This window comes from Bacillus sp. V2I10, from assembly GCF_030817055.1.
GTDB lineage: Bacteria > Bacillota > Bacilli > Bacillales > Bacillaceae > Bacillus_P.
On the sequence record NZ_JAUSYV010000001.1, the window covers coordinates 648410 to 672376 of the forward strand.

At 41.3% G+C, this 23967-nt stretch carries 19 protein-coding genes and 2 pseudogenes; 18 read left to right on the top strand and 3 right to left on the bottom strand.

Features of this window, described 5'->3' with window-relative positions; all coding sequences use genetic code 11:
• Positions 1 to 98: 98 nt before the first annotated feature.
• Positions 99 to 224, bottom strand: coding sequence for a hypothetical protein (locus QFZ72_RS03445; protein ID WP_307429406.1), 126 nt, complete (start codon positions 222 to 224; stop codon positions 99 to 101).
• Positions 225 to 576: 352 nt separating this feature from the next.
• Between QFZ72_RS03445 and QFZ72_RS03450 the strand changes: the two genes are divergently transcribed.
• Complete coding sequence (locus QFZ72_RS03450; protein WP_307429409.1) at positions 577 to 846, top strand: hypothetical protein; 270 nt, start codon at positions 577 to 579, stop codon at positions 844 to 846.
• 163 nt (positions 847 to 1009) lie between these two features.
• Positions 1010 to 1531, top strand: coding sequence for a competence protein ComK (locus QFZ72_RS03455; protein ID WP_307429412.1), 522 nt, complete (start codon positions 1010 to 1012; stop codon positions 1529 to 1531).
• 138 nt (positions 1532 to 1669) lie between these two features.
• Here QFZ72_RS03455 and QFZ72_RS03460 read toward each other — a convergent pair.
• Positions 1670 to 2673: pseudogene (locus tag QFZ72_RS03460) on the bottom strand (LacI family DNA-binding transcriptional regulator).
• A gap of 331 nt (positions 2674 to 3004) precedes the next feature.
• On the opposite strand from QFZ72_RS03460, the gene manA reads away from it, so the two are divergent.
• From manA to QFZ72_RS03510, 10 genes are all read left to right on the top strand, one after another.
• Positions 3005 to 3955, top strand: coding sequence for a mannose-6-phosphate isomerase, class I (gene manA / locus QFZ72_RS03465; protein ID WP_307429414.1), 951 nt, complete (start codon positions 3005 to 3007; stop codon positions 3953 to 3955).
• A gap of 263 nt (positions 3956 to 4218) precedes the next feature.
• Positions 4219 to 5244, top strand: a complete 1026-nt coding sequence (locus tag QFZ72_RS03470; RefSeq protein ID WP_307429416.1) for a LacI family DNA-binding transcriptional regulator — start codon at positions 4219 to 4221, stop codon at positions 5242 to 5244.
• A 104-nt stretch (positions 5245 to 5348) separates the two neighbouring features.
• A complete protein-coding gene (locus tag QFZ72_RS03475) occupies positions 5349 to 6665 on the top strand; it encodes an extracellular solute-binding protein (RefSeq protein ID WP_307429419.1) in 1317 nt (438 codons plus the stop codon).
• A 74-nt stretch (positions 6666 to 6739) separates the two neighbouring features.
• Positions 6740 to 7660 carry a carbohydrate ABC transporter permease gene (locus QFZ72_RS03480; protein WP_307429424.1) on the top strand — a complete coding sequence of 307 codons (921 nt, stop codon included), beginning with the start codon at positions 6740 to 6742 and terminating at the stop codon, positions 7658 to 7660.
• A gap of 5 nt (positions 7661 to 7665) precedes the next feature.
• Entirely contained in the window at positions 7666 to 8520 is an 855-nt protein-coding gene (locus QFZ72_RS03485) for a carbohydrate ABC transporter permease (RefSeq protein ID WP_307429427.1), read from the top strand.
• Positions 8517 to 9764 (top strand): CehA/McbA family metallohydrolase, encoded by a 1248-nt coding sequence (locus QFZ72_RS03490; RefSeq protein ID WP_307429430.1) that lies wholly within the window; start codon positions 8517 to 8519, stop codon positions 9762 to 9764. Before QFZ72_RS03485 ends, QFZ72_RS03490 begins: the two co-directional genes overlap by 4 nt.
• 15 nt (positions 9765 to 9779) lie before the next feature.
• Positions 9780 to 10577, top strand: coding sequence for a glycerophosphodiester phosphodiesterase (locus QFZ72_RS03495; protein WP_307429432.1), 798 nt, complete (start codon positions 9780 to 9782; stop codon positions 10575 to 10577).
• The gene (locus QFZ72_RS03500) at positions 10546 to 11511 is read left to right on the top strand and encodes an aldo/keto reductase (RefSeq protein ID WP_307429434.1); all 966 of its coding nucleotides are present in this window, start codon (positions 10546 to 10548) and stop codon (positions 11509 to 11511) included. The genes QFZ72_RS03495 and QFZ72_RS03500 overlap by 32 nt, the downstream gene beginning before the upstream one ends.
• 18 nt (positions 11512 to 11529) lie before the next feature.
• Positions 11530 to 12288: a sugar phosphate isomerase/epimerase family protein gene (locus tag QFZ72_RS03505; RefSeq protein ID WP_307429439.1), complete on the top strand. Its 759-nt coding sequence runs from the start codon at positions 11530 to 11532 to the stop codon at positions 12286 to 12288.
• Positions 12289 to 12301: 13 nt separating this feature from the next.
• Entirely contained in the window at positions 12302 to 14419 is a 2118-nt protein-coding gene (locus QFZ72_RS03510; RefSeq protein ID WP_307429442.1) for a DUF5054 domain-containing protein, read from the top strand.
• 91 nt (positions 14420 to 14510) lie between these two features.
• On the opposite strand, the gene QFZ72_RS03515 is transcribed toward QFZ72_RS03510, so the two are convergent.
• Positions 14511 to 15320, bottom strand: coding sequence for a MurR/RpiR family transcriptional regulator (locus QFZ72_RS03515; protein WP_307429445.1), 810 nt, complete (start codon positions 15318 to 15320; stop codon positions 14511 to 14513).
• Positions 15321 to 15467: 147 nt separating this feature from the next.
• On the opposite strand from QFZ72_RS03515, the gene QFZ72_RS03520 reads away from it, so the two are divergent.
• From QFZ72_RS03520 to QFZ72_RS03545, 6 genes and pseudogenes are all read left to right on the top strand, one after another.
• Complete coding sequence (locus tag QFZ72_RS03520; RefSeq protein WP_307429448.1) at positions 15468 to 16793, top strand: 6-phospho-alpha-glucosidase; 1326 nt, start codon at positions 15468 to 15470, stop codon at positions 16791 to 16793.
• Positions 16794 to 16902: 109 nt separating this feature from the next.
• Positions 16903 to 18468, top strand: a complete 1566-nt coding sequence (gene ptsG / locus QFZ72_RS03525) for a glucose-specific PTS transporter subunit IIBC (protein WP_307429451.1) — start codon at positions 16903 to 16905, stop codon at positions 18466 to 18468.
• 187 nt (positions 18469 to 18655) lie between these two features.
• A complete protein-coding gene (locus QFZ72_RS03530) occupies positions 18656 to 19555 on the top strand; it encodes an ROK family protein (protein ID WP_307429452.1) in 900 nt (299 codons plus the stop codon).
• A 374-nt stretch (positions 19556 to 19929) separates the two neighbouring features.
• A complete protein-coding gene (locus QFZ72_RS03535; RefSeq protein WP_307429456.1) occupies positions 19930 to 21951 on the top strand; it encodes an endo-beta-N-acetylglucosaminidase in 2022 nt (673 codons plus the stop codon).
• A gap of 76 nt (positions 21952 to 22027) precedes the next feature.
• Positions 22028 to 22900 carry a sugar phosphate isomerase/epimerase family protein gene (locus QFZ72_RS03540; RefSeq protein ID WP_307429459.1) on the top strand — a complete coding sequence of 291 codons (873 nt, stop codon included), beginning with the start codon at positions 22028 to 22030 and terminating at the stop codon, positions 22898 to 22900.
• A 56-nt stretch (positions 22901 to 22956) separates the two neighbouring features.
• Positions 22957 to 23860 (top strand): annotated as a pseudogene (locus QFZ72_RS03545) (sugar phosphate isomerase/epimerase family protein).
• The last annotated feature ends 107 nt before the right edge of the window (positions 23861 to 23967 follow it).

Sequence of the window (23967 nt, forward strand, 5' to 3'; positions counted from 1 at the left end):
TTAACCCTAAGTTTAAATTAAATTTACCTCTTGGATCAAAAGGCCGAGGTTGGTAGGGAATCAGTTTATGGTTAGAGAATTCTATTTAAAAATTTGGATTAGCAGAAGATCTCTAGAAAAAACCATAAAACAAAAGCGGTTGTTTTCGACTTTTGTTTTTTGCTGAATTCACTGTCAACCAATAAAAGCTGTTGTGTAGTCATTCCCTGTTTTTCAAGAATCATTCAATCTCTCCTATGCATATGTAGAAGCACTAATATCAACTATATGGCACCAGGGATTTAATCATGCACGAAAAAAGGCATGTATTTAGGGTTAAGTCTTCTATGAAAACAGTTCGTATTATCCCTGATGCTATCTCATACACATGTCTTAGACATGCATAAAAGGGTGATAATCATGCGAAGACGTAAACTTTTCCCTCTTATTCCTATATTAATGAACGGTGCTGTCATTCTCCTGCTGATCGGACTGTTTCATCTATTCACTCCATCCTCGCCGTAAAAGGCTGAGCAGCTCTTTTATACAGCTGAACAGACTGGAAACTTCGGGGGTGCCTGGGATCTGTTTCACCCATTGATGCAGGATCGTTTTACAAAGAATGCATATGTGACAGAGCGGTCTCATATTTATATGAGTCATTACGGGGTTTCGACGTTTTCTTTTGAAATTTTGAAGCAGAAAAAGGTCCGAAGTTGGAGGGTGGCAAAAGGAGCACCGGTATTTAATAAGGCGCGTATCATCAAAGTGCGGCAGACTTTTAAGAGCAAGTTCGGGACATTCGATGTTATGCAGGATGTGGTGAAGGAAAAGGTAGATTGGAAGATTGTATGGGAATATGAGTGAGGCCTCTAGATTGGAGGTCTCTTTGTCTGTGTTAATTTAGTGTAAATGTAATGTTTATTTCTAGTTAAATTTACCTAGTTCTTATTTCCCTTATTGAATTTTTTTGTAAAATAATGTTGTGGGAAATTTTTCATGACAAAAATAGAAGATTGAGGTGGATTGAATGCTAATGAAAGAAAGCTATGGAGTTTGGAGAGAAACAATCGTTTTGAAGCCGATGTACACGGAAAATGGGGAGTTGTGGACTATTGTTCATGAGCTGTACAGAAAGCTGATCGTGAAGATGTCACCGAGAGAAATTATGAACCTCAGCTGTGTACATGCCGGAGCCTCTTATCAGGGGATGGTTGATTCAGCGAAGCTTATTTTGCCCGGCAAAAAAATGCTGCCGGTAAGTTTATCGCCAGGATACAGGATATGTATGCTTCCGACTTTATCTCCAGACAGTGAAGAGTGTATGTGGGTTTCCTACCATCATGTGAAACGGGTTTTTGAGAAGAACAACAAGACCTTCATTGAATGCAGAAATAGAGAGGAAATTGAGATTCATGGAAGTGTCGAAAGCTTTTTAACCAAATCCGTACATGCCCAGCAGCTCGTTCTGGCTTACTTGGACCGCCAAGAAGAGATGTGGGAGCTATCCTCCTGTGTAGCTGAGTCATATGAGGGGTACGAAGCATACTAAATGGAAGCAGCCAAGTTCCTTTGAGGAATTTGGCTTTTTTAAAAACTAAAATATGATTAAATAGTCTATTAGGCTATTCTCAGGGTGTTGCGTGAATTCGAATGTAAAGAAGGTAATGGACCATTTATAATTGATCCATTACCTTTTTTTTACGGAGGCAAATTCAGCAGAGTCTCTCTTCACCAACCTCGCAGGCAGCAAAGTCTCCTGAAACGGCTCCCCTTTATTATCCATCCGCCAAAACAACTGCTCCACAGCTTTCTTTCCAAATAAGTTAAGATCAATATCCATTGTTGTGATTTTCTGATTTGCGATTCTTGATAGCTGTCCGTTATCAAAACAGCCTACGGATACGTGATCGGGCACGGTATAACCTAAACGCTGCAAGGTTGTCATGGTGATAAAGCCAAGTCCATCATTTACGCAAAACCAGGCTGTTGGTTTTGGGTCAAGGTTTGAAAGGAAGGTGTGAATTTTTTCTTCGTCTTCATCAGCATGAAGATACATCCATTGTTTATTTGGTTCAAGTCCGTGTCTTCTTAGTGCCAGCTGATAGCCCTCCCAACGTTCCTGGTAGCTTGGCGAGTAGTCTATGTTTCCAATGAACCCTATTTCTTGATGTCCAAGGTCAATGAGATGCTTGACCATTTCATATCCGCCGAAACGGTTATTCGTCAGGATGGAATCTGCGTGATTGAGTGGATCATGATGATCGATCATCACTGTTGGGATTCCTGTATCCAGAATCTTGTTAATATAGTCTGTGGTGAGATGTGAAAGGATTAGAATTCCATCAACCGAACGATCTTCTATCACGTCAGGCAACTTCAAAGTTTCTTTCTCCTCTTCGTTCACTGAGAGTATCAGAAGATCATCCCTCTTGATTTTAATTCTTTTTCAATGCTGAGATAGATCTCACCGAAAAAGCTTTTGAAAGAAAAAGCTCGTACGGAAGCGAGGAGGGCGATATTTCCTGTATGTCCGTTCGTTCCGTTTTTTCTTCCGCTCGGATAGGAATATCCAAGCTTTTCTGCTGTTTTTTGAACCAATAATCTTGTTTCCTCACTGACACCTGGCTTGCCGGTCAGTGCTTGTGATACGGAATGTTTTGAGATTTTTAGTTTATATGCAATATCCTGCATAGTAATTTTTTTCATTCTAACACCTACAAATCGACAATTTCTTAGTTATCTTTTCTCTTTTTCTTCAAACAACTTTCTATGAATTCGCATGATGATGTAGAAGAATGGGCTGATTAGTAAAGTAATGGCGTAAAATTGGAAGACGTACACACATGCTCCTCATCCTGCTAGAGCGAGTGTAATAAGAATGGTGGTTTAAAAAGTAAGGGCAATGAATTTCTATATGCCAGCTGAAACTAGATTGGCCTTCATTTCAAATAATACTAACGCTATAATAGATTCATATTCTTCTTTAAATTAACTATTTAAACAAATGAGGATGTGTATACATTTGAGTCAAACGCCCATTTTTTTAACTCCGCTCTTCCAAGACCGCATTTGGGGAGGAACTTCATTAAGAGAACAATTCGGTTACGATATCCCAACCGAAACCACAGGCGAATGCTGGGCCATTTCTGCCCATCCAAACGGTCAAAGTGTGGTTTCTATTGGGGAATATGCCGGAAAAACGTTAGGACAATTATGGGACGAGAATCGGGAATTGTTTGGTGGAGTGGAAGGAAACACATTTCCGCTGCTAACAAAGATTCTCGACGCCAACAATGATCTTTCTGTTCAAGTACATCCGAATGATGAGTATGCGAATGAACACGAAAATGGCGAGCTTGGCAAAACGGAATGCTGGTATATCATTGACTGCAAAGAAGGAGCAGACATGATTTATGGTCATAACGCTGCTTCTAAAGAAGAGCTGATTCAAATGGTAAACAGCGGGGAATGGAATGCGCTCCTGCGCCGTGTCAAAATTAAGCCTGGTGATTTCTTCTTCGTGCCAAGCGGAACGATTCACGCTTTATGTGAGGGTACACTTGTGCTTGAAACGCAGCAGAGCTCTGATACGACTTATCGTGTGTATGATTATGACCGTAAGGATGACGAAGGGAACAAGCGGGAACTGCATCTTGAGAAAGCGATTGATGTGAGTACAGTGCCGCATGTTGATGGCCAGAATCATCCAGCCGTTGCAAAGATGAATGATGTAGCCATTACGACTTTTGTAGAAGAGCAGTATTTTACTGTCTGCAAGTGGGAAGTAAATGGACAGGCGTCATTTACGCAGGATCAGCCTTTTCTTCTTTGCAGTGTGATTGAAGGAGATGGCGAGCTTATTCATGATGGTAAGAGCTATCCTATTCCGAAAGGAACTCATTTTATTTTGCCTTCAGGGACTGGAGCTTTTTCGATTAGCGGCAAATGTGATTTAATCGTTTCCCATATATGAAAAATGACAAGGGTTCCGATGCAGGAATCCTTGTTTTAGTATTCTGTAATTTTATTAATCTGAATATTGACTGAATTAAAACTATTTACTATAATGAAGTCAGATTAATGAAACCGGTTCGATGACTCAAAAAGCATATTCTACATAAATTGAAATATATTTTAATAGTATCTTCAATAGTTCATGAAATACTTCTTTAATATTTCATTATTTTTTCACTGTCAATGAAACCGGTTCGACGAAATGCGGAAGAGGAGATCTCAATGGTCACAATAGGCGATGTAGCAAAGCAGGCTGGAGTATCTAAAAGTACGGTTTCTAATGTATTCAGCAAGAAGCGTCCGATAAGTGAGGATGTGACAAAGCGTGTGATCCGGGTTGCAAAGGAATTGAATTATGTTCCTAATCACATGGCAAGAAGTCTGGCTATTAAGAAGACGATGATTATTGGTCTTAAGATGCCGACTGTCAAAGATTATGAGTTAAGCAGCTTTGAAACGAAAGTGATTAATGGGGTTGTGAAAAAGTCTTCGGAAAGCGGATACCGGGTTCTTTTGGACCGCATCTATGAAGGAGATGACCAGTCGAACTTTTCAAGGGATCCTGTTGACGGAGTGATTCTATTAAATCCCCGTGAAGATGATCCTCGTATTATGCAATACAGGGATTCCAGCATGCCGTTTGTCCTGATCGGGCGGCCAGACAAAACGGACATGGATATCAAATGTGTTGATAATAACAATATTGACATGGCGAAAGAGGTCGGGGAGTATTTAATCGGCAATGGCCATCGCGAAATTTTGTTTTTAAATGCTTCCTATCATATGACGGTAGCAGAGGACAGAAAAGCTGGGCTGATGAGGGCCTATGATAATTACAATATGCCGTTTGACGAGGGGAATGTTGTTTATTATGATCAATCGACCTTTTCAAACGCATCTGAATATGGGTATGTCTCTTTTCTTGAAAAGATAAAAGAGAAGAAGTATACAGCGGTCATTGCGGATTCGGATCGTGTTGCACTTGGGGTGATGAGAGCTGCAAGGGAAATGGAAGTGGATATTCCGAGAGATCTTTCCCTGATTGCTTTGAGCAATAATGAAACTCTGGCTCTTGAGACGACTCCTAACTTAACGAGTGTCGAGCTGTTTCCTGAGAAGTTGGGGGAGGAAGCGGCTGAGGTTCTGATTAATATGCTGAACAAACAGCTTGTACCAAGAATCAGAACGATCCCTGCAAAGCTGGTTATTCGCGATTCTTGTCAAGATATAAAACATCAAGAAGCGTAATGGATGAGGCATGAAAGGAGGGGAGACCTGGAATCTATCAAGATTCTACATACTGAATTGTAAGGGCTTACATGTAGTTAACAACGATTAACAGGGGGATTATGATGAAGAAGCTGCTATTTTTAGTACTTGCTGTTTTTCTTGTTTTATCAGGATGTCAATCGAGCACGGGCAGTTCGGGCGGGAAAACGGAACCTGTAAAGGCGCCGGATCGTGATCTAGCGGCAGAAGGCTTGCCGGAGTTTAATGAAAAGGTTGGAGAATTAGGCAAAACAGATTTGGAAATTTGGCTTGCAGCTGACTATGCCAACACAGCTCCAATTCAAGATGCGATCAAGGAATTTAAGGAAGTTTATCCGAACATTTCAATTAAAACGGTTGGGATTGAATGGGGAGATATGAGCAATAAAGTAAAGCTTGCCGTTTCTAGTGGAGCGGTTCCTGATATGGCTCATGCCCATGCCTTTGCAATGGGTGCACAGGGTCTTGCTGAACCGGTTGATGATTTGTGGGAAGAGTGGGGCGAAGAGGATAAGTTTGTACCAGGCGGTATTGAGGATACGACCTGGGAAGGTGTTAAGTACGGAATGCCGATAGATGTAAATACAACAATCTACTTATATAATAAGAAGGTTTTTGAAGAGAACGGCATCAAAGAAGCGCCTAAAACGCTTGATGAGTTAGTGGCTGTATCAAAGAAGCTGACGAAGAAAGATGGATCCAGATATGGAATCGTGACTAGTGCCAGCGGATGGAGTTTCTTTGGAAATGTCATCGCAGCGGGAACGAACACGCTGAAGTTTGACGGTGACAAGGTGACAGCGAATCTTAATGATCCAAAGATTGTTGAAACGATGGCGAAATATACAGGCTTAGCAACAGTTGATAAATCATCTCCTGTTCCTCCGCCGCAGCAAAGACAAACTGATCATCCTGTAGCGATGTTTGGGACTGGAAGAGCTGTTTCCTTCATTTCTGGACCATGGGATATTGCTAGAATCAAAAATGAATTCCCTGATGCTTATAAAGATTTAGCAACTGCTAAGCTTCCTGGGGATGAAAAAGGTTCCGTCTTAGGCGGAGGAAGCTTGTTTGTTCCAAAGGGATCCAAAAACAAAGTCGCTTCCTTTGAGCTAATGAAATGGTTTGTTTCAGACAAATACGGAATTCGGTTAGCAAAAGAGCAAGGCCGTCATCCAGTGAAAACTCATTTATATGAAGATGAAATGTACAGCGATCCATTATTGAAGCCATATGTAGAGACATTACAGGATGCTGTACCGTACAAATTGGAAGCGTACCCAGAAGCAAATGATGCATGGGGAAAAGCTTTGCGTGCTGTGTTTGACGGAGCCGATCCGCAAAAAACACTTGACGAGGCACAGGGAATTGCCGAAAAGGCTGTGAATTCAGCTAAATAGACATTGGAATCGAATGGTTGATATTGAAAGGGTATGTGAAGACATGCCCTTTCCCTTTAAAGGGAGTGATTATTATGAAAACAGAAATGGCTACTCAAATGAATACTGAAATAAAAGCGAAAAAAGAGTTTCATAAATTAAAAAGTTATATCGGGTCTTATCTATTTGTTTTACCTGCACTTAGTTTCTTATTTATATTCTCCATAGCACCTATTCTCTATTTAATTTGGCTGAGCTTTCATGACTATAGCCTGCCGAATCCTGCCGAATTTACTGGCTTAAAGAACTTCTCACAAATGCTTCAAGACAAGCTTTTCATTAAGAGTCTCGGAAACACAATCGTTTATACAGCCGGTTCCATGTTTTTAGGGCTAGGCGGCGCGATTGCTGTTGCTGTGCTTCTTAATAGAAAGCTTAGAGGCTTACGATTTTTTAAAGTGTTTTATTTTCTGCCGACGATCACCTCTGAGGTTATTACAGCCATGATCTTTTTGTGGGTGTTTGATAATAACCTGGGCATCCTTAACTACTTGTTGAAGATCGCAGGTGTCGAAACACCGCCGGCATGGCTTTTGCAGCCAACTACGGCGATGATCATTCTGATTCTGATTGGAGCATGGAGAGGAACAGCTTATAATATCCCGATTTTCTTGGCAGCCCTTCAGGCAGTCCCTCAATCTTTATATGAAGCAGCAAGGATTGATGGAGCTAATTCCTGGAAACAGTTTATACATATTACACTGCCATCGATCACCCATATATTAGTTTACACCATGGTTATGTCAGTTATTGGATCATTCCAGGTTGTTGCGGTTGTTGACATTTTGACAAACGGCGGACCGATGGACAGCACGATGGTAGTCATTAAACATATTTGGCAGCAGTCGTTTGAATTTAACTATGTTGGCTATGGGGCTGCACTGTCACTTGTTCTATTCCCATTCTTGCTTGCAGTGACTTGGCTTCAATTAAAGCTATCTTCCGGAAAGGACTAAATACGATGAAAAAGTCAAAAATCCTGAAAAACTTCATCCTGTATTTTTTGCTGACGTTTGTCTTATTCGTGTTTTTAGGTCCATATATTTGGATGCTGATGACGGCCGTGAAGTCTCAGGGTGATGTCATGGTTTGGCCGCCTAAAATTTTGCCAACAGAATTTCATTGGGAAAATTTCCTGAGAATCTGGCAGGAAACGAACTTGCCGAGAGCTTTCTTAAACAGCTTTATCGTATCAGCTTTAGCTACAATTATTAACGTGTTTTTTGCGTCATTGGCGGCTTTTGCCTTTGCAAGACTGACATTTCCGGGAAGAGATAAGCTTTTCCTCTTAGTGCTTGCGACGATGATGATTCCTTCCGGCTTAATGGTTGTTCCGCTCTTTTTTATGATGAAAAATGTACCGTTTGCAGGACCAGATGGATGGCTTGATTCCTATGTGGGACTCATTCTTCCCTTTGCAGTCACAGGCTTTGCCATTTTCCTGATGCGGCAAAACTTCCTTGCCATTCCAAGGGAATTGGATGAGCAGGCGACCATTGACGGCTGCTCTAAATTTCAAATTTATTGGAAAGTGATTATGCCTCTAAATAAACCGGCGATTGCTTTAGTAGCCATTTTCAGTTTTCTGAGTCACTGGAATGAATATTTATGGCCGTTGACGATTGCGAGGTCGCAGGAAATGTATACGATCCAGATTGCTCTAAAAGCATTCCAGGGTCAATATAACATCGATTGGCCGTTAATCATGACGGGTGCAACCACTGCCGCTTTGCCGATGATTATCTTGTACTTTATCCTTCAGCCTCTATTTGAACAAGGATTGGGAGGACTGGGTTCAGGAGGAAAAGAATCGTGAGCCGAGTTCACACAGTCACCCTGTCTAAGGTGATCCATCATTCGCAGCAAGGCGAATACATCACCCTGCCCTTCTCTGTCCCAGACGATATTGAAGAAATAAAGGTAGAGCTGTCTTTCAGTCATGCTGATGAAAATATTATTGATCTGGGATTGGAGGATCCCAATGGTTTCAAAGGGTGGAGCGGCGGTGCCCGCAAGGACATTTTTGTCCGTGAAGACCGTGCCACGCCAGGCTACACGTTAGGGGAGCTTCCTGCCGGCGAGTGGGGGGTCATCTTGAATGCTTACCGTGTTCCCGGGTCGTGTGAGGTCAACGTTATAGTCACTCTTATGATGAGCGAAAAGAGATGGTTCAAAGGGGATTTGCACCTGCATTCCAATCACAGTGATGGTGCCTTTACTCTTGCAGAAGTGATTGATAATGCCAGGCAGGCTGATTTAGATTTTCTGGCTTTAACCGATCATAATACGTTCAGTCAAAACTACCAGTATCCGCAGGTTGAAGATTTGGCTGTTATTCCAGCTGTTGAACTGACGACAAACCGCGGGCATTGCAACTTTTATGGCGTGCACAAGCCCTTTTCCGATTTTCGCTGTGCAACGAAGGAAGATGTTCAAAAGAAGCTGGATGAAGGAATGGCAAACGGCGCCGTTATTTCGATCAACCATCCGCACTGTTCATTTTGCTCATGGGATTGGGGTCTGGAGCATTTCGATGTAAAGATAGTGGAGATTTGGAATGGTCCCTGGAGCAAACAAAATCAAGCTACTTTAACATGGTGGGATCTGCAATTGCAGCAAGGGAAGAAAATCGTGGCGATTGGCGGAAGCGATACCCATCGCCTTCATGAATCCATTAAATATGGAACGCCGACGACATGGATTTATTCAGATATGCATACGCCAAGAAAGCTATTAGAAGCTTTAACAGCTGGCCAAGTGTGTATAGCCGGCCGTCCAAATGCCCCTTGGATTCAAATGCAGGCGGAAGAGACATTGATGAGCGGTACTTTTAAAAGGAAGCATGACAGGATACTTATAAAAATTGAGATTCCGGAAAGTACTGGCGGTCTTTTAAAAATCATTACGGATCAAGGGGACGTTTTTAAAAGCCATAAACCCACAGGAACATTGTCTAGAACTGTTGAGATTCCAGGCAGCAGCTTATATGTGCGTGCTGAATTATGGGATGAGGAAACCGACACTCCAATTGTCATCAGCAATCCGATTTATTTTTCATAAGAAGCAGGTGAAAAGGTGGATAGAATCTTTCAAGGCAAGAACAGAGCTCTAATTGGCGCTCATCGCGGTGCATCTGCGTATTGTCCGGAGAATACGATGTCGTCTTTTAAGAAAGCGATGGAGCTGCAGGCTGATATGCTTGAGCTTGATGTCCAGCTGACAAGTGACGGGCATGCTGTTGTCTTCCATGATTTCTCGCTTGAGAGAACAACTAATGGAACAGGATTTTTGAGGGAACACACTTTATCCGACTTGAAAAAACTAGATGCAGGTGCGTGGTTTTCAGAGGAGTTTGCAGATGAAGAGATTCCGGCGCTTGAGGAAGTTTTAGCATGGGCGAAGGGGAAAATCGTGCTCAGTATCGAACTGAAGCAGATGGAGCACCTGAAAGAACCATTAGCTAAAAGAGTCACAGATTTAATCCGAAGCTATCAAATGGAAGACCAAATCCAGCTCATGTCCTTTAACCATGCATCCTTAGCAGAGGCGAGGTTGCACAGCAAGCTCATCCTCACAAATGTTATCTGCTCCTCGCGATTAGCAGATCCTGTCCGTTATCTGAAAGAACTTCAGGCACAAGTATTAAATGTGCCAATCAATCAATTATCTCCAAGTTTAATAGAAGAGCTTCATCAGGCTGACTATTATGTGCATGGAAGCATGAGCGACGATATCCATGTATGGAAAACGCTTCAGGAATGGAAAATCGACGCGATGGACACGAATCTTCCTGACGTCATGATAAGAAAGAATGATTCATCATTCATAAGGGGGCCATTAAATGGAATTTCACAGTTTAAAAGGAATTATTGATCAAAAATATGTTGAGAAAGCGTGCTCAAGGTTAATAATGGGGACGGCTCATTTCTATCAATATGACAGTAAGCAGCAGGCTTTCGATATGCTGGATGAGTACTTCAAAATAGGTGGAAATATGTTTGATATGGCTCATCAGTACATAGACAGCGAGGTTATTTTTGGGGAATGGCTGCATTTGAGGAAGAATCGCAGTGAGATTCATATTTTAACAAAAGGGGCTCATCCTGATGATGGTGAACCAGGTCCCCGCGTGAATCCGGCAGCTATTTCTAAAGATATCTCAGAAAGCTTAGAGCGATTGAATACAGACTATATTGATTTCTATGCCCTTCATCGTGATGATGAAAGCGTAGAGGTTGGCGTGATTATGGATGCGTTAAATCAGCATCTTGCTGCAGGGCAAGTTCATGCGATTGGGGCTTCGAACTGGTCGCATCAGCGCATACAGGAAGCGAATGAATATGCTGCGGCGCATGGATTAATAGGGTTTACGTTTAATAGTCCGAACCTGAGCCTTGCAAAATGCAGGGAACCAAGATGGCCTGGATGTATTTCAGTGGATGAGCACATGGAGAATTGGCACAAAGGGTCACAGATGCCGCTGCTCTCATGGTCATCCCAAGCGGGCGGCTTCTTCAGCGGAAGATTTGCTCCTGATAGAAAAGATCATGAAGAAATGGTTCGGGTCTATTACACCGAGGATAATTGGAAAAGGTATGAACGTGCTAAGAAGCTTGCCAAAGATAAGGGTGTTACGGCTATTCAAATTGCACTCGCTTATGTGTTGAATCAGCCATACCAAACGGCAGCCATCATAGGACCGGAGAATTCAGAAGAATTAATGTCATCAGTAGCAGGTTCCGCCATCAAGCTGACGGCTGAGGAAATGAACTGGCTGAATTTGATGGAACATGAAGCAAGTGTTTAAGGAGAGGAGCGACCAGAAATGAAGCATAAATTCGCTGCCCAACTATATACGCTGCGAAATGAAATTCAGAATGATTTTCCAGGCACTTTAAGGATCGTAAAAGAAATGGGCTGGGAAGCAGTTCAAGTGGATGGCTTATATGGGTATTCGCCAGAGGAGATTGCTGGAGTTCTTAACGAAACAGGGCTAAAAACGGCAGGCATGCATGTCAGCTTAGACAGGCTGAAGCATGAATTGGATGATGTGTTGAAGGAAGCCAGACTGTTTCAAACAGCAGAAATCATTTTGCCTTATTTAGATGACCATTTAAAAAATGAAGAAGGATACAAAAACGTCAGAAAAGACTTGCTCGCCATTTCTGCAATAGCAGTTCCGCAGGGGTTTCGAATTGGCTATCATCATCACGATTTTGAGTTCCAAACTGAGATCGATGGGGAATATGCTCTGGATTATCTTCTGGCTCCACCAGAAATTTTTCCGGAAATCGATACGTATTGGGTGAAAAAAGCAGGACTTGATCCATTAAGTTATATTCGCCGTTTTCCAAATCAAATGCCGATTTTGCACCTGAAGGATATGACTAGTGACGGAAAAGAAAATTTTGCAGAGATAGGGTCAGGCTGCATCGATTTTGAACCGATTCTAAAGTGGGGAGAACAAAATGGTGTGGAGTGGTACGCGGTTGAACAGGATATTTGTGAAGGGAGCCCGCTCGAGAGCCTGGAGCAGAGCCTTTCATACTTGATCAAACTGACAGCCAAATGGCAGACAAACTAGGGGTGACATTCATTTGAACGAGATTGAAGTTGTTCATGTCGTATTTAAAACACATCTTGATATCGGTTTTACAGATTTAGCTGAAAATGTGACGAATCAATATATTCAGTCCTACATACCCAAGGCGATTGAATTAAGCCGGGAGCTTGAGAAGGAGAAAGGCAGTGCCGGGTTTGTATGGACTACGGGCTCTTGGCTCATTCATGAATACTTAAAACGGGCAAATGCTGATGAAAAAAAGGTCATGGATGATGCCATCTCTAGAGGGTATATCGCCTGGCACGGCCTTCCTTTCACGACACATACGGAATTGATGGACAAAAATCTGTTTAAATACGCATTAACGATCTCGAAGAATCTTGATAAGAAGTATGAGAAAAAGACGATCGCCGGAAAAATGACAGATGTCCCGGGACATACAAAGGCTATGATTCCTCTGCTCGCCGAAAGTGGAATCAAGTATTTGCATTTTGGAGTAAACCCGGCCTCAAAGGTCCCTTCCGTCCCTAACCTGTTTGTATGGAAAGCGGATGATGGCTCTGATGTCATTATTAATTATGCAGACAATTACGGGGATGTCTTAAGGATAGGTGGATTGAATGAGGTGATGGTATTTGCCCACACCGGCGACAATTGCGGACCGCCATCGATAGAGGATATCAAACAAGAGTTTACTAGATTAAGAGAACGCTTCCCGAATGCCAGAATTAAAGCGTCTACTATGGATGCCTTTGCAGAAAAGCTTCTTTCGATCAAGCATACACTTCCAGTTGTGCATGAAGAGATCGGCGATACATGGATTCATGGAGCAGGCACCGATCCCAAAAAAGTCGCGGAATACCGTGAGCTGATCAGGCTTCGAAATACATGGATCACACAAGGCAGATTTGAAGAAGACAGCGAAGAATTCAAGGAGTTTTCGGATTGGTTATTGTTAATTCCTGAGCATACATGGGGCCTTGATGAAAAAAAGTATTTAAATGACTATAAACATTATGCAAAACAAGATTTTAAGTCGGCTAGAGAGCGCGACTTGATTTCAAAAGATGCGGTTCCTGATAAATACGGCTACATTGGTTCATTTGCGATGCATGAATTTGACAATATGTCCAAGCAGCTCTTTTCAACCACATGGGAAAATAGAAGCTACAGCTTATTTGAAAGCTCATGGAAGGAGCAGAGAGGGTTTCTTCAAAAAGCTGTTGGAGCGCTTTCTTCTGACAAAAAGCAGGAAGTCAAGGCAGCCCTCGAGGCATTAGTGCCTGTTAAGAATGAAGAGAATTTTTTAGAGGAAATAAGAACAGGCACTGTTTATTCACTTGGTGAGTTCCAAGTATCATTCTCGGATGATGGCTCCATCTCTCGATTACTTGATCGATCAGGTAAAGAGTGGGCCAATCAAGATCAGCGGCTTGGAGTATTTTCCTATGAATCCTTCGGAACAGAAAACTATCAGACGTGGTTTAAGCAGTATGTAGAAAATCTTCATCAAACCTACCGCTGGTCAGAGGCAGATCAAGGGAAGCCGGGCATGGAGCTGGTTGAGCCCATTCCTGTACATACTCTCTATCGTCCTGAATTAATTTCCCTGACAAAGCATAAAGATCAGGGCTTAGATCGAGTCTATGTGAACCTTCGTTTGCCGGTTCAGGCTGCAGAGCTGTTCGGTGCTCCAAGAGAAGTTGAGATTATCTATACATTTTTAAAGCATGAGCCAACGATTGATATTGAAATGAATTGGTTTGGAAAAGATGCAAACCGTCTTCCTGAAGCGATATGGTTCTCATTTAATCTGCAGGTAGATAATCCGTCTCTTTGGAAAATGGATAAAATGGGCACCCTGATTTCTCCGTATGAGGTTGTAAAAAACGGAAACCGCAACCTTCATGGCATTCAGTCGGGAGTAACTTACCATGGCGCAGATGGATGGGCTGTCATTGAAACGAAGGATGTCCCTCTTGTGTCACCAGGAGAAAAACGATTATTACAGCTGGATAATAAACCTCCGACTTTAGAGAACGGCTTTCATTTTAATTTATACAACAATGTATGGGGAACGAATTTTCCAATGTGGTACGAAGAAGATGCCAAATTTAGATTTTCATTGAACCTTCATTCATATGGAAAATAAGAAGAGGCGTGCGTATATGAAGCTTGCAACTGAAAGGGGAATCTGAATAGAACAGATCTATATGAAAAAACGAGAACTGTGTTCTCGTTTTTTATTTCCTCTCCAATCCGCCCAAAAACAAAGAATAAATCATATAAACCGAATTCACGACACTCATCATACTTAACTCCTCAATAATTGGCGACTTATAAGTGGTTACCTTCCGATTGCTCACTCGAATCATATCAGCTGCATGTTTTGCCAGAAACGACTCTTCATTTCCTGTAATGGCTACAATTGGAATACCTTTTTCCCTAAGTGTCTTCACTAATCTAACAATAAATCTTGTTTCCCCTGAAAATGAAATGACTACTGCCACGTCTGCACCAGTCAGTGATTCCGCATCAGCGATCTGATTTTCATGATTGCTGTAGGCTGTAGAGTATTTACCTAAACGCATAAATTTGAATTGCGCATTTCGTGCGATAACGTGTGAAAAGGTGACTCCGAAGAATGATACCTTTTTTGCTTGGTGGATTCGCTTGACGATTTCCAGGATTTCTTTTGAATTTATAAGTTCGCTTGTTTCTTGAAGTGATTTTTGCACATCGCTGAAATAAGTTAGAAGCATATCTTCGTTTAGAGTTTCCTCTACTTCTGTATAATCCACTTCTGAATCATTGAACTCGATATAGGTTCTGGCGTATTCTTTCAGTTCTTTGAAGGAAATGTTCTCAAACTTTTTACAGAAGCGCGTAATGGTGGCGGGAGATGTGTGGCAGGCTTCTGCAAGCTGATAAATCGACATTCCAGGAATTCTATCAACATGACGCAATATGTATTCGGCAATCACAATCTCTGAGTTTGTATGATCCGTTGAAGATTCGATAAAGTTAAGCAATTTAGCGATAAAGTTGTACATAATGAGCCTCCGAACGTTTCTCCTAAATTGAAAATGCGCCTTTCTTCATAAAAAGTTTCATAAAATGAAACTTTTCTATTATTTCTGGATCTCCTTGTTAAGATGTACATGTAACCGATAACAAACTCTTTAGGAGATGATTTTTATATGAAACAGTATAACGTATTAATCGTTGGCGGAGGTAGTACTTGGACGCCGGGATTGCTGAAAAGTATTTGCGTCAGACAAAAAACATTTCCGATTAAACGTCTGGTCATGCTCGATGTGAATGCTGAGCGTCAGCAGGTCATTGGCGATTTTGCTAACATATTATTCAGAGAAGAGTTCCCAGAACTTGAATTTCACTATACAACCAATAAAGAGGAAGCCATCACAGAGGATTTAGACTTTGTATTTGTTCAAATGAGAACTGGCGGCTATGCTATGCGAGAGAAGGACGAAAAAATTCCGCTTAGCTTAGGTGTCATTGGGCAGGAAACGTGCGGACCAGGGGGATTTGCTTATGGAATGAGATCCATTCGGGATATGACGGAGCTCGTGAACGATGTTAGAAGCAAAACTAAGGATGCCTGGATCTTAAACTATACGAATCCAGCCGCTATAGTAGCAGATGCTTTACAGCGGATTTTCCCGGAAGACAAACGCATCCTGAACATTTGCGATCAGCCTGAGAATCTGCTTCGGTCCTATGGAAGACTGCTGAACCGAAACCCGAGAGACTTTGATCCTGTCTACTTTGGCTTGAATCATTTCGGCTGGTTTACGAAGCTGTACGACCAAGAAGGAAATGATTTGCTTCCTGAGCTGAGAGAAGTGATTTTAGAAGGCGGGTTCAGACCTGTTGATTATGAACAGCGGGACAAGACATGGCTTGAAACGTATGCAATGGTGGAACAGATGGTGCGCGATTTTCCTGATTATCTGCCGAACACCTACCTGCAGTATTACTTGTATCCGGACAAGGTTTTAAATAAGTTGAATCCAGAATTTACGCGTGCAAACGAAGTCATGGATGGCCGTGAGAAACGAGTATTTGAGGAATGTCAGCGCATCATCGCAGCAGATACTGCCAAAGATTCTCACGTTGTTCATAATGATGCACATGGGGAATTTATTCTAATTGTAGCTGAATCGATTGCTTATAATAAAGGGGATAACTTTGTAGTGATCTTGAAAAATGACGGCATCATTGATAATCTCCCTGAAGATGCTATGGTAGAAGTTGCGGCAAGTCTTACTGCGAATGGTCCGAGACCGTATGCAGTAGGTGAAATTCCAACATTCTATAAAGGGTTAATTGAAGGACAGTTTGCTTATGAAAAACTGACGGTTGAGGCTTACCTTGAAGGATCTTATCAAAAGGCTCTCCAAGCCTTAACGCTAAACAGAACTGTTGTCTCTGCAGGAAAAGCACGTGAAGTGCTGGATGCTTTAATTGAGCAAAATAAAGAGTACTGGCCGGAATTAAATTAAATAGAACAAGGATGAGAGTGGTTCCGTAAGAGCTCCTCTCTCCTTTTACTAGAATGAAATGTAACTGCTTTCAGCATTATTTACATGGGGTAAGAAGGGATTGATTAAGATGAAAAAAATCTTTAACTTTGATTTCTTTCAGCGCATTGGGAAGTCATTTATGGTTGTTATATCGCTTTTACCTGCGGCCGGTTTGCTCCTTGGAATAGGAACGACTCTGCAGTCGCCATATTTAATAGAGTATATGCCATTTCTGGAAAACGGATTTTGGCAAACCTTCGCGTCCTTAATGAAAGGTGCAGGGAGTGTCATCTTTAAAAACCTCGGTGTTCTTTTTGCCATTGGAATCGCCGGCAGCTGGACCGGTGGAAAGGCAGGAGCAAGTATATCCGCTTTTGTAGGATACATTGTCATGCATACAGTCATTGGGATTGTGTTAGGAATAACACCTGAAACAGCTGCAGAACCCGGGAAAACATTAGAACTGGGTATTCCTACACTTCAGGTCGGTGTTTTTGGCGGAATTATCATGGGCTTTGTTGCAGCTGCACTATATCAAAGGTTTCATGACTTTAAAATGCCAGAAATGCTGTCATTCTTTGGAGGCTCCCGTTTTGTGCCGATCATTACAGCGGGTGTATCCATTATCATGGCGCTGATCCTTGCATTTGTATGGCCTCATGTACAAGGATGGATTTTCTTCCTTGGCAATCAACTGGCAGGTGAAAACACACCACCGTTCTACATGTTTATCTATGGTTTAGTTGAGAGGGCACTTATTCCATTTGGTTTGCATCACATCTTCTACATTCCAATCCGTTTCTCGGAAGTAGGTGGAACGTATACCACACTTGCCGGTTCAGTCGTCTCAGGTGATACGGCCATGTATATGGCTCAGCTGGCGGATAAACAGGTAAACGCTGTTGTTGAAATCACAGCTGGCCGCTTCATGACAGGGAAGTTCCCATTCATCCTGTTCGGTATTCCTGCAGCTGCTCTTGCAATGTACCATATGGCAAAACCCCAGCATAAGAAAGCAGTCGGCGGTCTGCTCCTGACAGCTGCCGGTACAGCTTTTTTAACGGGAATTACAGAACCGCTTGAATTCACGTTCTTATTTGTAGCGCCATTACTCTATGTCTTTCACTGTCTGATGGCTGGACTTTCCTTTATGCTAATGTATATGCTTGATGTCAACATAGGCTATGCAGGGGGAGCAGGAATCATTGATTTCACTTTATTTGGAATCCTGCCAGGAGTTGGCGAGCCATGGTGGCTAGTCCTTGCTGTCGGCTTAACTATGTCTGTTGTGTATTATTTTGTCTTCCGCTTCGCCATCAGCAAGTGGAATCTGCTTACTCCAGGAAGAGGAGAAGAAGATTCCAACAGGCTGTACAGCAAGCAGGATTATAAGGATAAATCGAAAAACAAACAAGCGCTTCAAGTACTTGCAGCACTTGGAGGCGAACAGAATATCAACAATATCGATGCCTGTATTACTAGGTTAAGAGTAGGTGTTAAGGATAAATCACAGGTGAATCATGAGGAGTTAAAAGAGCTTGGAGCTAAAGGAGTATTAGAAGTTGGAAATGGTATTCAGGCAATTTTTGGACCTACTGCTGAGATTTTAAAGAATCAAATTATTGATATTTTGGATAGTGATCGGACTGCTTAAATTAATAGATGTATTTAGGTAATTGTATTTGTGTTTAAAAGCTAGTTTAAAGAATAAACCTCGGTGAGCTAGATCTCATTGAGGTTTTATTATTAAACGAGAAAATAATTTCAATTTTCCTGTTGTGCACGAGAAGCATAGACAATATGATTAATCTTATATAAGTTTGATGGGATGGTGGGGGAAAATGAACATCGGAGTCGATTTAGGCGGTACAAACATTCGGGTGGCAGTGATTGATGATAATGGGATTATTTTAGAAGAGCTTGGATGCCCGACAGAAGCGGGGAATGGGCCGCTTCCGGCTATTGAAAAAATCATTGCAATGATTCAATCATTGCAGGAAAAACACGCTGTTCAAGCTGTTGGCATTGGAGCGCCGGGGCCGCTGGATGCAAAAAGGGGAATCATTATAGAACCTCCTAATCTTTCTAGCTGGAAAAATATTGATTTAACAAAAATGATTGAGTCGGCCATTCATTTGCCGGTGTATCTTGAAAACGATGCCAATGCAGCTGCTCTTGCAGAAGCACTGATCGGTGCTGGCAAAGAAGCTGAAAGTGTCTTTTATATAACTGTTTCTACTGGCATTGGCGGGGGTTACGTATATGACGGTAAGCTAATACCAGGTGCTCAGGGAAACTGCGGTGAAATTGGAAATATGATAGTAGATCCACATGCAATAGGTGCTCCTAACCTTAACAAAGGAGCGTTAGAGGCACTTGCAAGCGGCACGGCAATTGGGAGAAAAGCTGAGTCTGTATTTGGGCCAGGCCACGGTGCAAAAGAAGTGTTCCTGTTTGCTCAAGAAGGCAATCAAGAGGCAGCTGAGATTATTGATGAAGCGCTGAGCTATTTGGCAATGGGGATTGCCAATATTGTTCATACTTTAAATCCGGAGGTTATCGTTCTTGGAGGCGGAGTGATGAAATCAAAGGATTTGATGCTAGATCCATTAAAAGAGAAAGTGGTTCCGCTTTTGTACCCTAGTCTTAGACCCCATCTCCAATTAAAGCTTGCTTTATTGGATCAGAAAGCTGGAGTTGTCGGGGCGGGGATGATTCCAAGGCAATTTATGCAGAATTAGTTACTAGAATAACCTAAAAAAACCTTGAGTATTTCAAGGTTTTTTTAGGTTGTTTTGTTATTGAGGGGAATTGTTGGTTGTTTTTCTCAAGATGATTGTATGTTAGGTTATGAAAAATATTCTTAGAGCTCTGTGTACTGTGAGAGAATATCATTTATTTGAAAAATATGTTCTGCACGCCTCAACTAAAATATACACATCTCCAATTTGAGAATTGTCAGTTACGACACATTAAAAAAAAGATACATATATAAATAATGCTATTAATTTGCAAAGCTATAAATAATTAATTATTAGATTGGAGGCTGTGTTTATAAATCACTTTACTTCATGCTGTGACATTCAGGAATTATTTATTAGGGAGGAGTGAAACGTTGACTAATAGTGTTAAAGGCAGAGAAACTAATCAGGTTCGTTTTCATGGCTACAATGTGAATGACATTAAAAATTGGAGTGCTGAGTCAGATCCCTTTGCAAAATATAATCGGTCCCGTGTTCCATTGGCAAAAAGAATTCCATTTTTTGCACCAACTCAAGTTAATCCCAAACTCAGTCCGCTTCCACAGGTAATGAATTTATCTGCAGATTATGATAAATCAGCAATCAGTTTTAAATACGGTAAATCTTTTGCGAAGAACCTCCTTAAATTTTGGCAGTACACAGATATTTACGGGGCATGGCATGGGCTGCCTATTTTACATTCAGAAGAAGAGAATGCTCAATATGGTGTTATCAATTTACCTAATCCCGCTTATACGGACGCGGCACATCGGAACGGTGTCTTGAGCTTAGGAAAATGGTTTTGGCCCCGTGAAGGCCAAAACTTTTCTGAATGGGTTGAGGAGAAAGAAGATCATACCTTTCCAATTGCTGACAAACTGCTTGAAATGTGTGAATATTTCGGCTTTGATGGATACTTTATTAATCAGGAAGCTACGATCACACAAAAAGACAGTGAGAATTTAATGAAAATGATGAAATACATGCAAAAAAAAGCATCAAAGCCTTTTCATGTTCAATGGTATGATGCCATTCTTAAAGATGGAAAGTTAAACTATCAGAATGAGTTTAACGAAAAAAATGATAGTTGGGTAAGAGATGGGGCAGAAAGGGTCAGCAACAGCATTTTCTTAAATTATGCGTGGAACGATAAGCGTTTGGAGTATTCTAATAGTCATGCAGAAAAAAGAGGTTTAGACCCTTATACCGAAGTATTTGCAGGAACAGAAAATGATAAATATGGGTATAACCCCCCATATGATACGAGATTAATATTCCCTGAGAATGGTGAGCCTAGAACTGGCTGGGCTCTGTTCGGCACAGATTTTGTATGGAATCGCTACGATAATAAATTGGACCCAGAAGATCAAGAAGAAGTAGATAGACGAGAAAGGCGTTATTGGTGCGGTCCAACAGAAAGTCCTTTAGATCCTATAGGGAGAACGTTATATAAGCCGTACAAAGATGAATATAAAGCCGTCAATCCTGAAGAGTTTCGCTGCTGGGACGGTGTTTCTCGTTATATACCTGAGAGGTCTGTTATTGGTTCCTATCCTTTTCTTACAAGTTTCAATACAGGGCATGGGAAAAGATTCTTTGTAAATGGGAAACTGGCAAGCGTCGAAGAATGGAATAATGCAAGTATTCAAGATATTTTGCCCACATGGCAATGGTGGGTGACAAACAGCAGGTCAGATCATCCAATCTCTGTTTCTTATGATTACCAAACAGCCTACGATGGAGGCTCATCACTTAAAATAAGCGGAGATTTATCGGAAGATCAAGCAGCAGAAATAAGACTTTTTAAGACATGCTTACCAGTAGATGATGATGTTTCTCTTTCATTTACATACAAAAGCAATCTAAAAGATCACTCAAAAGACTTTAAGTTTGGTCTTATTTTTGAAGATCAGCCTTATCAGTTCTATTGGGTGGATAGTGAAGAAAAAATGACCTCTGATTGGACTGCAAATTCTCTTTCACTGGCTAACTTTAAAGGGAGAGTCATTGCAGCCATTGGTATACAAGTTGCTAACGGCCAAAGAGATTATTGTCTGAATCTTGGACAAATTCATTTGGCAAAAGGAGAAAAAACAGACAAACCAAAAGAGCCAACCGGGTTTACAATTGATCACCTGAAAATGAATGAGGGAACAGCCGATGTTTTTCTATCCTGGGACTTCGATCCGGAAAACATCTTATTCTACGAAATATACCATGTAACAGGAGAGAGGAATCGCGAATTAGTAGGAAGAATTTATGATGAAGTTTACTATATTCATCAATTAAAAAATAGAAATCATGAACGAAAAACTTATTTAGAACTGCTGGCTGTCAGCCCTGATCATTCGAGAAGCACAGCATTGTGCAAAGATATTACCTGGTCAGTAAACTAGTTTCATCTCTCAATTTAGCTTTAAACATCTAAAAAAATTTATCTTGCAGAATCATAAAATAAGGAGTGTATGTATAGTGAAAGTTGGAATTAGTTCTTATAGCTTATTAAAGGATCTTACAAATGGAAGCCTTACCATATTGGATGTAGTACAATGGGTAGCTGATAATGGGGGTACTCATCTTGAACTCGTTCCATACGGTTTTTCGGTAGTTGACAATACCGAACTGGCAGATGCAATAAGAGAAAAGGCTCTTGATGCAGGAATAGAATTATCTGCCTATTCACTCCCGGCTAATTTTATCCAGGAAACGGAACAAGCGTTTATAGAAGAGGTAGACAGATTAAAAAAACATGTGGATGTTGTGAACCGAATGGGCATTAAAATTATGCGGCATGATGTTACTGCATTTAGACTAGAGCAAGAAGAAATGACCATACACTATTTTGAAGAGCACTTTGAGCAGATGGTAAGAGGAAGTCAGCTGATTGCTGATTATGCAGATCAATTTGGCATAACAACAACAATTGAAAATCATGGCTTCAACGTACAATCAAGTGATCGTGTACAGCGGGTGCTTCATGCTGTAAAACGGGATAATTTTAAAACAACACTTGATATAGGTAATTTCTTATGCATTGACGAAGACCCTCTGGTGGGAGTAAAGAAGAATGTAAAATATGCCAAGACAGTCCATGTCAAAGATTTTTATATACGCCCTTACTATGAGAATCCCGGTGGCGGTGAGTGGTTCAGAACTGTAAACAATAATTATCTGCGCGGGGCTATTGTTGGGCATGGGGATATTAATATCCGTGAAGCATTAAGGCTGGTCAAGCAATCAGGCTACGATGGATATTTAACCGTAGAATTTGAGGGAATGGAAAACTGTCAGGAAGGCACCAGAATTGGCATGGATAACGTCTGCCGAATCTGGGATGAAGTTTAATTTTAGAGTGTGAGTACGACTGAACAGAGCTGCTTATAAAGGAAGGGAGAGTTAAAATGGATACCAAGAACAAGAACATAAAGAAATTAAAGAATAAAACGGGTATTATTGTTGACAGTTTGCAGTTGCCGCTTGAAGAAGGCTTAATAACAGCAAAAAAGCTCGGTGCGGATGGTGTTCAGATCTACGCTGTTTCAGGTGAAATGAGTCCTGAAAATTTATCATCAGCAGCCAGAAAAAATCTTAAATCAATGATAGAAGGATTAGGCTTAGAGATAAGCGCCCTTTGTGGTGACTTGGGCGGACATGGATTTCAAGATCATGGTCTTAATCCATTAAAAATAGAGAAATCAAAAAGAATACTAGATTTGGCAGTAGAGCTGGGTACAAACATTGTGACTACTCATATCGGAATCATACCTGAGGATCCTGACTCCAGAATATATGATTCTATGCAAAGGGCATGTGAGGAGCTGGGTGTTTATGCGAAGAGCTTGAATGCTTACTTTGCCATCGAGACAGGCCCTGAAACGGCTAAGCGGCTGAAATCATTTTTAGACTCGCTCAGTACAAATGGTGTTTCCGTTAATTTTGATCCTGCAAATATGGTTATGGTAACTGGAGATGATCCAGTTGAGGGTGTTAAATTGCTTAAAGAGTACCTCGTCCATTCTCATGTCAAAGATGGAGTCCAATACAAACCAGTTGATCCAAGGAATGTTTATGGGTTCCTTGGCCATGACAGCGGAACTGATCATGAGAAAATTGCCGAGATGGTTAGTTCAGGAGAATATTTTATGGAAGTGCCGCTGGGTAATGGCCATGTAAATTTTACAGATTACTTTGCAGCTCTTCAAGAGATAGAATACAGAGGCTACCTAACAATAGGAAAGAGAAGTGAAAGCAAATCCAATACAAGATATTACGGAAGCAATTGCTTTTATACAAAAGTTTAAGTAAACAATGGACAGGGTGAGGAATGACAAGTTCCTTTCCCTTTTTTTATTTGTCTTTTTACAAAAGTATAGGTTGTTTCTATGGAGAGAATTTAAAATATGATACAAGAT

What these genes read in the sequence shown, in the direction of transcription:
- QFZ72_RS03480 (WP_307429424.1), top strand. Translation starts at nt 6,740, where the DNA reads ATGAAAACAGAAATGGCTACTCAAATGAATACTGAAATAAAAGCGAAA.
- QFZ72_RS03505 (WP_307429439.1), top strand. Translation starts at nt 11,530, where the DNA reads ATGAAGCATAAATTCGCTGCCCAACTATATACGCTGCGAAATGAAATT.
- QFZ72_RS03530 (WP_307429452.1), top strand. Translation starts at nt 18,656, where the DNA reads ATGAACATCGGAGTCGATTTAGGCGGTACAAACATTCGGGTGGCAGTG.
- ptsG (WP_307429451.1), top strand. Translation starts at nt 16,903, where the DNA reads ATGAAAAAAATCTTTAACTTTGATTTCTTTCAGCGCATTGGGAAGTCA.
- QFZ72_RS03470 (WP_307429416.1), top strand. Translation starts at nt 4,219, where the DNA reads ATGGTCACAATAGGCGATGTAGCAAAGCAGGCTGGAGTATCTAAAAGT.
- QFZ72_RS03515 (WP_307429445.1), bottom strand. Translation starts at nt 15,320, where the DNA reads ATGTACAACTTTATCGCTAAATTGCTTAACTTTATCGAATCTTCAACG.
- QFZ72_RS03475 (WP_307429419.1), top strand. Translation starts at nt 5,349, where the DNA reads ATGAAGAAGCTGCTATTTTTAGTACTTGCTGTTTTTCTTGTTTTATCA.
- QFZ72_RS03445 (WP_307429406.1), bottom strand. Translation starts at nt 224, where the DNA reads ATGATTCTTGAAAAACAGGGAATGACTACACAACAGCTTTTATTGGTT.
- QFZ72_RS03455 (WP_307429412.1), top strand. Translation starts at nt 1,010, where the DNA reads ATGCTAATGAAAGAAAGCTATGGAGTTTGGAGAGAAACAATCGTTTTG.
- QFZ72_RS03520 (WP_307429448.1), top strand. Translation starts at nt 15,468, where the DNA reads ATGAAACAGTATAACGTATTAATCGTTGGCGGAGGTAGTACTTGGACG.
- QFZ72_RS03500 (WP_307429434.1), top strand. Translation starts at nt 10,546, where the DNA reads ATGGAATTTCACAGTTTAAAAGGAATTATTGATCAAAAATATGTTGAG.
- QFZ72_RS03485 (WP_307429427.1), top strand. Translation starts at nt 7,666, where the DNA reads ATGAAAAAGTCAAAAATCCTGAAAAACTTCATCCTGTATTTTTTGCTG.